The organism is Sulfitobacter sp. (assembly GCF_041552635.1).
GTDB lineage: Bacteria > Pseudomonadota > Alphaproteobacteria > Rhodobacterales > Rhodobacteraceae > Sulfitobacter.
The window spans coordinates 1-12,032 of record NZ_JBFEKM010000127.1 but is presented as its reverse complement, the minus strand read 5'-3'; the positions used below and the strand labels follow the sequence as shown (position 1 = coordinate 12,032).

General features: G+C 58.2%; 11 protein-coding genes and 1 pseudogene. All 12 read left to right on the top strand.

Annotated features, from left to right (window positions below):
* Window positions 1-1,427 (top strand): annotated as a pseudogene (locus ABYT07_RS14615) (bifunctional salicylyl-CoA 5-hydroxylase/oxidoreductase); the annotation flags it as partial.
* The gene (locus ABYT07_RS14610) at window positions 1,427-2,146 is read left to right on the top strand and encodes an SDR family NAD(P)-dependent oxidoreductase (RefSeq protein WP_372992775.1); all 720 of its coding nucleotides are present in this window, start codon (window positions 1,427-1,429) and stop codon (window positions 2,144-2,146) included. The pseudogene ABYT07_RS14615 and the gene ABYT07_RS14610, both read left to right, overlap by 1 nt.
* Window positions 2,143-2,613 carry a MarR family winged helix-turn-helix transcriptional regulator gene (locus tag ABYT07_RS14605; protein WP_372992774.1) on the top strand — a complete coding sequence of 157 codons (471 nt, stop codon included), beginning with the start codon at window positions 2,143-2,145 and terminating at the stop codon, window positions 2,611-2,613. Before ABYT07_RS14610 ends, ABYT07_RS14605 begins: the two co-directional genes overlap by 4 nt.
* Entirely contained in the window at window positions 2,606-3,406 is an 801-nt protein-coding gene (locus ABYT07_RS14600; RefSeq protein WP_372992776.1) for an enoyl-CoA hydratase family protein, read from the top strand. The genes ABYT07_RS14605 and ABYT07_RS14600 overlap by 8 nt, the downstream gene beginning before the upstream one ends.
* A 76-nt stretch (window positions 3,407-3,482) precedes the next feature.
* Window positions 3,483-4,631, top strand: a complete 1,149-nt coding sequence (locus tag ABYT07_RS14595) for an acyl-CoA dehydrogenase family protein (protein ID WP_372992773.1) — start codon at window positions 3,483-3,485, stop codon at window positions 4,629-4,631.
* Between the two features lie 6 nt (window positions 4,632-4,637).
* Window positions 4,638-6,260 (top strand): AMP-binding protein, encoded by a 1,623-nt coding sequence (locus tag ABYT07_RS14590; RefSeq protein WP_372992772.1) that lies wholly within the window; start codon window positions 4,638-4,640, stop codon window positions 6,258-6,260.
* Window positions 6,257-7,084 (top strand): tryptophan 2,3-dioxygenase, encoded by an 828-nt coding sequence (locus ABYT07_RS14585; protein ID WP_372992771.1) that lies wholly within the window; start codon window positions 6,257-6,259, stop codon window positions 7,082-7,084. Before ABYT07_RS14590 ends, ABYT07_RS14585 begins: the two co-directional genes overlap by 4 nt.
* The gene (kynU, locus tag ABYT07_RS14580) at window positions 7,085-8,275 is read left to right on the top strand and encodes a kynureninase (protein ID WP_372992770.1); all 1,191 of its coding nucleotides are present in this window, start codon (window positions 7,085-7,087) and stop codon (window positions 8,273-8,275) included.
* Between the two features lie 93 nt (window positions 8,276-8,368).
* A complete protein-coding gene (locus tag ABYT07_RS14575; RefSeq protein ID WP_372992769.1) occupies window positions 8,369-9,514 on the top strand; it encodes an ABC transporter substrate-binding protein in 1,146 nt (381 codons plus the stop codon).
* Between the two features lie 72 nt (window positions 9,515-9,586).
* Entirely contained in the window at window positions 9,587-10,504 is a 918-nt protein-coding gene (locus tag ABYT07_RS14570) for a branched-chain amino acid ABC transporter permease (RefSeq protein ID WP_372992768.1), read from the top strand.
* Window position 10,505: 1 nt separating this feature from the next.
* On the top strand, window positions 10,506-11,489 hold the full coding sequence (locus tag ABYT07_RS14565; protein WP_372992767.1) for a branched-chain amino acid ABC transporter permease: 984 nt from the start codon (window positions 10,506-10,508) through the stop codon (window positions 11,487-11,489).
* Window positions 11,482-12,032 (top strand): ABC transporter ATP-binding protein (locus tag ABYT07_RS14560; protein WP_372992766.1); only part of this gene is annotated, 551 nt, incomplete at its 3' end. The genes ABYT07_RS14565 and ABYT07_RS14560, both read left to right, overlap by 8 nt.

The following is a 12,032-nucleotide window of genomic DNA, read 5'->3' as shown; positions in this document are numbered from 1 at the left end:
TGGAATCCGCAATCTCATTGGCAAAGCATGTGTCTGATGACGCGGATTTGGCCTCAGCATTCGAGAAATACGAGGCCGCGCGCAGGCTCGAGGTTTTGCGCCTGCAATCGGCGGCCCGCAATTCGGTCGAGTGGTTCGAGGACGTGGAACGCTACCTTGACCTTGATCCGGTGCAGTTGAACTATTCGATGCTGACCCGCAGCCAGCGCATCAGTCATGAAAACCTGCGCGCCCGCGATCCCGGATGGCTGGGTGGGGCAGAGGCTTGGTTTATGGAGCAAGCAGGTGCCGGCACCAATCTGCCCGCCCGCGCGCCGATGTTCGCACCGTTCCAACTGCGCGATATGGCGCTGGAAAACCGCATCGTGGTGTCGCCTATGGCGCAATACAAAGCCGTTGAAGGCACCCCGACCGATTGGCATTTGATCCACTATGGCGAACGGGCCAAAGGCGGGGCAGGGCTGGTCTATACCGAAATGACCTGCGTGTCGGCCGATGGCCGGATCACGCCGGGCTGTCCGGGGCTTTATGCGCCCGAACACGAGGCCGCTTGGCACCGACTAACCGATTTTGTGCATGCGGAAACCGAAGCGAAAATCTGTTGCCAGATTGGCCACGCAGGGCGCAAAGGGTCGACGCAAGTCGGTTGGGAAACGATGGATGCGCCTTTGCCCTCGGGCAACTGGCCGTTGCTGTCGGCCTCGGCGATCCCTTGGTCTGATGACAACGCGGTGCCAAAGGCGATGACGCGCGAAGATATGGATGCGGTGACGGCCCAGTTTGTAGCCGCAGCCGAGATGGCCGATCGTGCGGGGTTCGACATGATCGAACTGCACGCAGCGCATGGGTATTTGATCTCGTCCTTTATCTCTCCGTTATCGAACATGCGCGACGATGATTATGGCGGCACTCTGGAAAACCGGATGCGCTATCCGCTTGAGGTGTTTTCCGCGATGCGTGCGGTCTGGCCCTCGGGTAAACCAATGGCGGTCCGTATTTCAGCCAATGATTGGGCCGGTGATGATGGTGTCACCCCGGAAGAAGCCGTTGAAATCGCGGCGATGTTTGACGCGGCAGGGGCGGATATTATCGACGTGTCTGCCGGACAGACTTCGACCCAAGCTAAGCCCGTCTATGGCCGTATGTTCCAAACGCCGTTTTCAGACCGCATCCGCAACGATGGCGGGATCAAGACGATGGCGGTGGGCAATATATTCGAAGCGGATCACGTGAATTCGATCCTGATGGCCGGGCGCGCCGATCTGGTCTGCCTTGCACGGGCGCATCTGGCCGATCCTTACTGGACGCTGCATCAGGGTGCTGCAATTGGCGACCGGCAGGCCGTCTGGCCAAAGCCGTATGAGGCTGGACGAGATCAGGCGTGGCGCAATGCCGACCGCGCCGCAGAAATAGAAGGGCGCGTTTAATGGTTAGGGTACTTGTCACAGGGGGTGGTTCAGGCATCGGGCGCGCAATCGCACGGCATTTCGCCAAAGACGGTGCTGATGTTACCATTGCGGGCCGCCGGATGGACGCATTGCAAGAAACGGATGGGGGCAGCGGCATGACCTGCCGAACCTTAGACGTGACCGATGAGGCATCGGTTCAGGCGCTGTTCGATGCGCCCTTTGATATTGTGATTGCGAACGCAGGGGCGGGCACACCGTCCAAACTGCGCGATATGACGCTGGCTGACTGGCAATCGACAATTGATGTGAACCTGACCGGCACCTTCCTGACCTTCCGCGCCGCACTTGGCCAGATGCAGGCGGGCGGGCGGCTGATTGCCATCGCCTCGACCGCCAGCTTGCAGGGCGGGCCGAACATCTCGGCCTATGTGGCGGCAAAGCATGGCGTGCTGGGGCTGGTGCGCGCGCTTGCCAAGGAAGTCGCGCGCGACGGCATCACCTGCAACGCGGTTTGCCCGGGTTTCGTGGATACCGATATGGGGCAAGCTGCGGTGACCAACGTGATGGATCGCTTTGATATCCCCCGTGAAAAGGCGGAAAAGATGGTCGTCGGCGGCAACCCGATGCGGCGGATGATCACCACCGACGAAGTCGTGACGGCGGTGGCTTTCCTTGCCTCGTCCGGCGCGTCGATGGTCAATGGCCACGCGTTATCGGTGTCTGGCGGAGAGATATGAGCACACCGTCGAAAGACCGGCTGCGCCTATGGTTGCGATTGCTGCGGCTGACGCGGCATGTGGACGGGCACCTGCGCGACAAACTGCGGGTCGATTTCAAGACGACCCTGCCACGATTTGACGTGATGGCCGCCCTGTCGCGCCACCCCGAGGGGCTGAAGATGAGCCAACTGTCCGGCGTGCTGCGGGTGTCCAACGGCAATGTCACCGGCATCGCGGATCGTTTGGCTGACGAAGGCTTGGTTGAACGCGTCCCCGTGCCGGGGGACCGCCGCGCGATGACCCTGCGGCTGACAGCTGCGGGCAATCTTGAATTCGCACGCCAAGCCACCGCGCATGAAGGATGGATTAACGAGATGCTCAGCGGGATCAGCGCGGCGGATGCCCGCGCGATGGCCGCACAATTGATAGTAGTGGCGCAAGCTGCTGAAAATAAGGAACGAATTGATGACCCAAGCCATGCGTAGCGACGTGAAACACTTTCTGTGCGAGATCAAAGACGGCATCGCCACCGTGCGCCTTGACCGGCCGGACCGCAAGAATCCCCTGACCTTTGACAGCTATGCCGAACTGCGCGACTGGTTCCGTGATCTGGTCTACGCCGATGATGTGGACGTCGTCATTTTCGGGTCGAACGGCGGCAACTTCAGCTCGGGGGGGGATGTGCATGACATCATTGGGCCGCTCACGCGCATGAACATGAAAGACATGCTGCGGTTTACCCGCATGACCGGCGATCTGGTCAAAGCCATTGTGAACTGCGGCAAGCCGGTGATCGCGGCGGTTGATGGTATTTGTGTTGGTGCCGGGGCGATCATCGCCATGGCGTCAGACCTGCGGCTGGCCACGCCAGAGGCAAAGACGGCGTTCCTGTTCACCCGTGTCGGGCTTGCGGGCTGTGACATGGGAGCTTGTGCCATCTTGCCCCGCATTATCGGCCAGACCCGCGCGGCAGAGCTGCTGTATACGGGGCGGTCAATGTCTGCGGATGAGGGCGAACGCTGGGGCTTTTTCAACCGTCTTGTGGCAGGCGACGCGCTGGAGGCTGACGCCTTGGCGCTGGCGCAGCAGATCCAGTTGGGGCCGAACTTTGCCCATATGATGACCAAGACGATGCTGGCACAGGAATGGTCGATGTCAATTGAACAGGCGATCGAAGCTGAGGCGCAGGCGCAGGCAATCTGCATGCAAACTGGTGATTTCGAGCGGGCCTACAACGCGTTTGTCGCCAAGCAGCGCCCCGTGTTCGAGGGGAATTGATCTGTGGCGTTTGATGTGAGTTCGGGAGCCTCCGGCGGGAGTTTATTTGGCAAAATGAAGACGGGGATGGTGCGCTATGTCTGATCGTAGTTTTCTGGATTGGCCGTTTTTCGAGGATCGGCATCGGGCCTTGGCGGATGATCTGGATGCGTGGGCTGCGGGGGCTTTGGCTGGCGTGGATCACAGCGATACCGACGCAGCCTGCCGGTCCTTGGTGACGATGTTGGGGCAGGGAGGCTGGTTGGAGTATTCCGGTGCGCAAGGCGAGGATAAGCTGGATGTGCGCAGCTTGTGTTTGATCCGCGAAACCTTGGCGCGGCATGATGGGCTGGCGGATTTTTCCTTTGCGATGCAAGGTCTTGGTACAGGTGCGATAAGCCTGTTTGGCACGCCTGAGCAACAGTCTGAGTGGCTGCCAAAGACGCGGTCAGGGGCGGCAATATCAGCCTTTGCCTTGACCGAACCGCAGTCAGGATCTGATGTGGCCAATTCCACCATGACCGCTGTGCGCGATGGGGATGATTACATTCTGAACGGCGAGAAGACCTGGATTTCCAATGGAGGCATCGCCGACGTTTACACCTTGTTCGCGCGGACCGGAGAAGCACCCGGCGCGCGCGGATTGTCGGCATTTATTTTGCCAGCTGATCTGCCGGGGTTCGAGATTGCCGAGCGTTTGCAGGTGATTGCGCCACACCCTTTGGCGACCTTGCGTTTTACGGATTGCCGCGTACCTGGGTCGGCGATGCTGGGCGCGCCGGGGCAGGGCTTTGCCATCGCCATGTCGGTTTTGGATGTGTTCCGGTCAACGGTTGCGGCCGCTGCCTTGGGCTTTGCACGGCGCGCTTTGGACGAGGCGTTGCAGCGCGTGAAAACGCGCGAGGTCCAAGGAAAGCCGCTGGCAGATTTGCAGATGGTGCAGGGACATATTGCGGATATGGCGGTTGATGTGGATGCGTCAGCCTTGCTGATTTACCGTGCGGCGTGGCTCAAGGATCAGGGCGCACCACGGGTCACCCGCGAGGCCGCGATGGCCAAGCTGTTCGCCACGGATCATGCGCAAATGGTGATCGACAAAGCGGTGCAACTGTTTGGTGGCGATGGGGTGCGTCACGGCATGGTGGTCGAAAGCCTGTACCGCGAAATTCGGGCTTTGCGCATTTACGAGGGTGCGTCGGATGTGCAGCGGGTCGTGATTGCACGCCAGACTTTGGGCGCGATGTAAGGGGGGATGAACATGCAACCGTCAGGACATATGGATAGCTTTTCGCGCGATAACTTGCCGCCACCTGACAGTTGGCCAGATCTGCTGCTTGACGGTTTTGACTATCCTGACCGGCTGAACATTGGCGTGGAACTTACTGATTCAATGGTGGAAAAAGGGTTCGGTGACTACACTGCGCTTATTGGCAATGGCCGCCGCCGGACCTACAAGGAGCTGACGGACTGGACCAATAAGCTTGCCCGCGCCATGGTCGAAAACCTTGGGGTCAAGCCGGGCAACCGGGTATTGATCCGGTCGGCGAACAACCCAGCGATGGTGGCGTGCTGGTTGGCCGCGACCAAGGCAGGTGCTGTGGTGGTCAACACGATGCCCATGCTGCGTGCCAAAGAGTTAACGGCGATCGTGGATAAGGCCCAGATCAGCCATGCGATTTGTGACACGCGGTTGATGGATGAAATGACCGCTTGCGCCAAAAGTTCGCAGTACTTGAAATCGGTCGTAGGTTTTGACGGAACCAGCAACCATGACGCTGAATTGGATCGGCTGGCGCTTGAGAAACCTGTTCAGTTTCAATCCGTTGACACAGCGATTGATGATGTGGCGCTGCTGGGTTTTACGTCGGGCACGACAGGCAGCCCTAAGGCGACCATGCATTTCCACCGTGACTTACTGATCATCGCAGACGGCTATGCCCGCGAGGTGTTGCAGGTCACGCCCGAAGATGTGTTCGTAGGATCGCCCCCGTTGGCGTTTACCTTTGGCCTTGGCGGGTTGGCAATTTTCCCGCTGCGGTACGGGGCGGCTGCAACATTATTGGAAAACGCGTCACCGCCAAACATGATTGAGATTATTGAAAAATACAAAGCAACCGTGTGTTTCACGGCCCCCACAGCGTATCGTGCGATGTTGTCCGCAATGGATCAAGGTGCGGATCTGTCCAGTCTTAGGGCAGCGGTGAGTGCGGGCGAAACCTTGCCCGCGCCCGTTTACCAGGACTGGCAAAAGAAAACCGGCAAGCCGATGTTGGACGGGATCGGCGCGACAGAGATGCTGCATATCTTTATATCTAACCGGTTTGACGATCACCGCGCGGCCTGCACGGGTAAACCAGTCCGTGGATATCAGGCAAAGGTGATCGGTGAGGATGGCGCAGAACTGCCACGCGGTGAGGTCGGGCGTCTAGCCGTGCGGGGGCCGACGGGTTGCCGGTATCTGGCCGATGACCGGCAAGGCGTTTACGTCAAGGACGGTTGGAATATTACGGGTGACAGTTTCAGCATGGACGTTGACGGCTACCTGCATTTTGCCGCGCGCAACGACGATATGATTATCTCGGCCGGGTATAATATCGCGGGCCCAGAGGTCGAGGCAGCATTGCTATCGCATTCCTTTGTGGTGGAATGTGCTGTGGTCGCAAAACCGGACGAGCAGCGCGGATCGATCGTGCAGGCCCATGTCGTTCTGACGGCGGACGCGCCGAAAGATATCAGCACGATCAAGCTGTTACAGGATCATGTTAAATCCGAAATAGCGCCATTCAAATATCCACGGGACATCAGGTTCATTGATGCCCTGCCCAAAACAGCGACCGGAAAAATCCAGCGGTTTGCATTGCGAGAAGAAACATGAACGACTTTGAAGAAGCCTCTAAGGGCGCGAAAATGGATTTTGCCAAGGACATGTCCTATGGCGACTATCTGGGGCTGGATGCGATCTTGTCATCGCAACACCCGCTGAGCGAGGCCCATGACGAGATGCTGTTTATCGTGCAGCACCAGACATCCGAACTGTGGATGCGGTTGGCCATTCACGAGTTGCAAGCCGCCCGGAAGGTGATGCTGTCGGATGATCTAGCGTCCGCCTTCAAGATGCTGTCTCGGGTCGCGCGGATATTTGAACAACTCAACAGCGCATGGGATGTGCTGCGGACCATGACACCCAGTGAATACACTGCATTTCGCCCGTCTTTGGGCAATTCCAGTGGATTTCAGTCCCATCAATACCGTCTGGTCGAATATCTGCTGGGCAACCGCAACGGCGCGCTGATGCAGGTCCACAAGCATAAACCGGATGCTCTGAAGGCGCTGCAAGACGAACTTGCGCAGCCCAGCCTGTATCAAGTGGCTATTGACCATCTGTGCAAGGGGCTTGGGCAGCCATCTGTCGCCGGCGATCCGGGGACGGCCAACTGGGATGCGCAGCCCGTGGTTCAGGATCTTTGGCAGCAAGTCTATGAAAATCCGTCGAAATACTGGGCGCTTTATGAACTGGCGGAAAAGCTGGTCGATCTAGAAGATTACTTTCGCCGTTGGCGGTTCAACCATGTCACGACCGTTGAACGCATCATCGGGTTCAAGCGTGGCACCGGGGGTACCAATGGTGTCGCTTATCTGCGCAAAATGCTTGAAGTCGAATTGTTTCCCGAACTCTGGCACGTAAGAGGAGCCCTGTAAGTGGCTGATATACTGAATAAAGAAGCGTTTTTCCTGCCCGAGGGTGTGATCTATTTGGATGGCAATTCGCTGGGGCCGTTGCCGCATGCGGTGCCTGCGCGTGTGCAGGCGATGATGGCAGATGAATGGGGCGAAATGCTGATCCGCGGCTGGAACAAGGCCAACTGGATGGAGCAACCCAGTCGTGTGGGCAATATGGTCGCGCGGATCATTGGCGCGCCGGATGGGTCGGTTGTGATGGGCGACACGCTGTCGATCAAGGTGTTTCAGGCGCTTTCTTCGGGGCTGAAGCTGCGCAAGGACCGCCGCGTGATCCTAAGCGATACGGGCAACTTTCCATCGGATTTGTACATGGCTGAGGGGCTGGTGAAGCTGCTTGAACAGGGGTACGAGCTGCGCACGGTGGCCCCTGAAGAGGTCGCAGACGCGATCAGCGACGACATCGCCGTCGTGATGCTGACCGAGGTTGATTACCGCACAGGCCGAATGCACGACATGAAAGCGATGACCAAGCTGGTGCATGCAAAAGGGGCCGTGATGGTCTGGGATCTGGCACATTCGGCGGGCGCTTTGCCGGTGGATATGGCCGGATCGAATGCTGAATTCGCTGTGGGCTGTACCTATAAATACCTGAATGGCGGTCCCGGCGCGCCGGGGTTCATCTATGTCCGCCCCGATCTGGCAGACAGCGTTGAACCTGCGTTGGCGGGATGGCTGGGGCACCGTCAACCGTTTGAATTCGATCTGAATTATGCCCCCGGAAGCGGGATCGAACGGATGCGGGTTGGAACGCCTCCGGTGATCCAATTGACCGCGCTTGAGGTCGCGATGGAGCTGTGGGCAGACGTCGATATGAACGAACTTCGTGCGGCTTCCATCGCGCTGCAAGAACAGTTTATTGCAGAAATCGAACGCGATGTGCCCGCCCTGGCGTTGGCCAGCCCGCGTGACGCAACCACGCGCGGCTCGCAAGTGTCTTGGCGGTTTGAACACGGTTATGCCGCGATGCAAGCCGTGATCGACCGCGGGGTGATCGGTGATTTCCGTGCGCCCGATATCATGCGCTTTGGCTTTACGCCGCTGTATATCGACAGCGCCGATGTTTCGGCTGCGGTCAGGATCATCGCAGATGTTATGAACAACAATCTGTGGGACGATGATCAATACAAGGTAAAATCGCGGGTAACCTAGGGCCGCAATGCTTGACGGCCAGCCCACAAACGGCACTGTAAGATGACCAAACGAGCCCGCTTAAAGAGGCTCAACACATCAAGGGAGAGACTTATGAAACTGAAATCACTGATTGCTGCCGCCTCGATCGCGGCGCTGAGCGCGGGGATGGCCTATGCCGATGCCCATGGCGGCAAGGTAAAGGTCGGCATGATCACCACGCTTTCGGGTGGCGGTGCGGGCCTCGGGATTGACGTGCGCGACGGGTTTATGCTGGCGGCCAAGGGCAACGAAAACCTTGAACTTGTGATGGAAGACGACCAACGCAAGCCGGATGTCGCGGTACAATTGGCCGACAAGCTGATCCAATCGGAAAAGGTCGATGTGCTGACAGGGATCATCTGGTCCAACCTAGCCATGGCAGTGGTGCCTGCGGCGACGGCACAGGGCAAGTTCTATCTGTCGCCGAATGCCGGTCCGTCGGCGCTGGCAGGAAAGGCCTGTAGCCCGTTGTATTTCAACGTGTCTTGGCAGAATGACGCCTTTAACGAGGCGGCAGGATCATGGGCGAATGAAAACGACATCAAAAAGGTCTTCCTGATGGCCCCGAACTATCCTGCAGGTCAAGACATGATCGCGGGCTTTAAACGGACCTATACCGGTGACGTTGTCGAAGAAGTTTACACGAAACTGGGGCAAACGGACTATGCCGCAGAAATTGCACAAATGCGCGCATCCGATGCTGATACGGTATATTTCTTCTTGCCTGGTGGTATGGGGATTTCATTTATGAAACAATTTTCCGGCTCCGGCGTGGATAAAAATGTGATGGGTCCGGCGTTCAGCTTTGACCAAGGGATCTTGGGCGCAATTGGCGACGCTGCCTTGGGGGTCAAAAACACATCCCATTGGTCCAAGGATCTGGACAATGAAGCCAACGTAAAGTTCGTGGCTGATTTCCAAGCCGAATATGGCCGCCTGCCATCGCTTTATGCCGCGCAAGGGTATGACACAGCGCTGCTGCTGCAAAGTGCGATGGGCAAGGCCGATGTGAAAGATGCCGCAGCCTTTCAGGCGGCGCTTGAAGAGGCTGATTTCGCTTCGGTACGGGGTTCATTTTCCTTTGCACCCAACCACCACCCTATTCAGGACATCTACATGCGTGAGGTCGTCAAAGAGGGTGACGTCGTGACCAACAGGATCATTGGTGTGGCTGCGACGGCCCATCAGGACGTCTATGGTGCCGACTGCAAAATGTAGTCGGATGCGCCGCGCCAGCAGACATGTTGGCGCGGCGTTTTTTTGCCGTATTGTGCTTGAGGTACGCCTTTTATGTCTTTGATATTGCTGATTGAACAGGTGCTTAACGGTTTGCAGTTCGGCGTGATGCTGTTCTTGATGGCTGCTGGTTTGACGCTGATTTTCGGCGTTATGGGTTTGATCAATCTTGCCCATGGTTCGTTGTATATGGTCGGCGCTTTTGCCGCCGCTGCTGTTGCGGGCTGGACGGGATCTTTTATCCTTGCGCTGATCGCGGCCCTTGCAGCGGCTGCCGCGGCCGGTGCGCTGATCGAATTGCTGGTGATCCGCCGTCTTTACGAGCGCGATCACCTAGATCAAGTCCTCGCGACCTTTGCGCTGATCCTGATTTTCTCCGAAGGCACCCGGTTTATCTTTGGCTCTTTCCCGCTGTTCCTTGATATTCCCGCCGCACTTTCCGGTCCCATCTTGTTGCCCGGCGGCATCTTTTACCCGCTGTATCGTCTTGTGATCATTGGCGCAGGGCTTCTGGTTGCTGCAGGGCTTTTCTTGCTGATTGCCAAGACCCGCATCGGTGTCCAGATCCGCGCAGGCGAGGCCGACCGCGAAATGATCGCCGCTCTCGGGGTCGATATCTCAAAGCTGTACACCTTGGTTTTTGCCCTTGGTGCCGCGCTGGCCGGGCTGGCGGGTGCGCTGGTGGGTGCCATTCAATCGGTGCAGGTTGGCATGGGCGAACCGGTGCTGATCCTTGCCTTTGTGGTGATCGTGATCGGTGGGATCGGCTCCATCAAAGGCGCGTTGGTCGGCTCCATCCTTGTGGGCTTGACAGATACCCTTGGCGGCGTGTTGCTGCCGCCGCTTTTCGCGACGTTCATGGACCCGTCTTCGGCCAATTCAGTCGGCTCTGCGGTGGCATCCATGGCGATTTATATCTTGATGGCGGGGGTTTTGCTGTTCAAACCCTCCGGCCTGTTTGGAGGGACATGAGATGGCCCGCGAAACCCTTTTGAACATTGCACTTTTCGCGCTGTTGCCTGTGACGGCACTTGCTGCCCTTGTGCTGGATGAACCGTTTATCATCACCCTTGTTACCAAGGCGGCGATCCTTGCCTTGGCGGGTGTCGGCCTGAACATTGCACTGGGGCTTGGCGGCTTGGTCAGCTTTGGCCATGCAGCGTTTTTCGGGCTGGGTGGCTATGCCATGGGCGTTCTTGCCAGCCACGCCCAAAGCTATACGCCGATCATGGAAAGCCCGTTTTTGATCGAAGGCACTAAATCGATGCTGGTGATTTGGGGCGTCGCGATTGTGACCGGCGGTCTGGCTGCCTTGGCGATTGGCGCGCTTTCGCTGCGCACCACGGGCGTGTATTTCATCATGATTACGCTGGCCTTTGGTCAGATGCTTTACTACTTCGCCATTTCCTGGCCCGCGTATGGCGGCGAAGACGGGCTTTCGATCTATATTCGCAACGATTTCCCCGGCCTCAACACGCTTGATCCAATCCAGTTCTTTGCGATTGCTTTCGGCGTCCTTGCAATCGTGCTGTTCATCGCCAGCCGTCTGGCGAAATCCCCCTTTGGGCTGGCCCTGTCGGCTGCGCGCCAAAACGCTGAGCGGGTTGAGACTGTTGGCATCACCCCGTTGCGCCTGCGTTTGGTGGCCTTTGTGATTTCGGGGGCGATTACGGGTCTGGCAGGCGCGTTGTTTGCGGACTTGAACCGCTTTGTGAGCCCCACGATGTTCAGCTGGCATACCAGCGGAGAGATCATGGTTTTCGTGATCCTTGGCGGGGTCGGGCGGCTGTTCGGTCCGGTTGCGGGGGCCGCGCTTTATATCTTACTAGAACATGTCTTGGGTGGGCTAAGCGACTTTTGGCACATCTATCTGGGGCTGTTGCTGCTGTTGGTGGTGCTGTTTGCCCGCGGCGGATTGATCGGGACCATTGCAGGACGCGAGGTTGCCCATGACTAAGCCGCTGTTGAAATTATCCAACCTGAACAAAAGCTTTGGCGCGCTAAAGGCCACGGATGACGTTTCGTTGACGTTACTGCCGGGCGAAATCCACGCGTTGATCGGCCCCAATGGCGCAGGTAAATCCACCTTGATCAAGCAGATCGCTGGCGGACTACGCTCAAACAGCGGGACGGTGGAATTTGATGGCCGTGATGTCACCCCTTTGGGAACCGTGGCGCGTGCGCGCGCCGGGTTGGGGCGGACGTTTCAGATATCGTCGCTGGCGATGGAATATACCGTGCTGCAAAACGCGGTGCTGGGGGCCTTGGGGCAAGACGGCAGCGTGATGCGGTTTTTCCGGCCGGTGATGAAGAACAAGGCATTGGTGGATCGCGCGATGTCTGCCCTTGTCCGCGTCGGGCTTGATGGACAGGCCGCCAAGCGCACCGCTGATCTGTCCCACGGCCAGCGCCGGTTGCTTGAGGTCGCCGTGGCACTGACCCTTGAACCCAAGGTATTTTTGATGGACGAACCGATGGCCGGGCTTGGCGCATCGGGATC

Excerpts from the sequence above, each read along its gene's own strand:
- ABYT07_RS14585 (WP_372992771.1), top strand. The coding sequence starts at position 6,257 with ATGAACGACTTTGAAGAAGCCTCTAAGGGCGCGAAAATGGATTTTGCC.
- ABYT07_RS14610 (WP_372992775.1), top strand. The coding sequence starts at position 1,427 with ATGGTTAGGGTACTTGTCACAGGGGGTGGTTCAGGCATCGGGCGCGCA.
- ABYT07_RS14565 (WP_372992767.1), top strand. The coding sequence starts at position 10,506 with ATGGCCCGCGAAACCCTTTTGAACATTGCACTTTTCGCGCTGTTGCCT.
- ABYT07_RS14595 (WP_372992773.1), top strand. The coding sequence starts at position 3,483 with ATGTCTGATCGTAGTTTTCTGGATTGGCCGTTTTTCGAGGATCGGCAT.
- ABYT07_RS14600 (WP_372992776.1), top strand. The coding sequence starts at position 2,606 with ATGCGTAGCGACGTGAAACACTTTCTGTGCGAGATCAAAGACGGCATC.
- ABYT07_RS14575 (WP_372992769.1), top strand. The coding sequence starts at position 8,369 with ATGAAACTGAAATCACTGATTGCTGCCGCCTCGATCGCGGCGCTGAGC.
- ABYT07_RS14605 (WP_372992774.1), top strand. The coding sequence starts at position 2,143 with ATGAGCACACCGTCGAAAGACCGGCTGCGCCTATGGTTGCGATTGCTG.
- ABYT07_RS14570 (WP_372992768.1), top strand. The coding sequence starts at position 9,587 with ATGTCTTTGATATTGCTGATTGAACAGGTGCTTAACGGTTTGCAGTTC.
- ABYT07_RS14590 (WP_372992772.1), top strand. The coding sequence starts at position 4,638 with ATGAACATGCAACCGTCAGGACATATGGATAGCTTTTCGCGCGATAAC.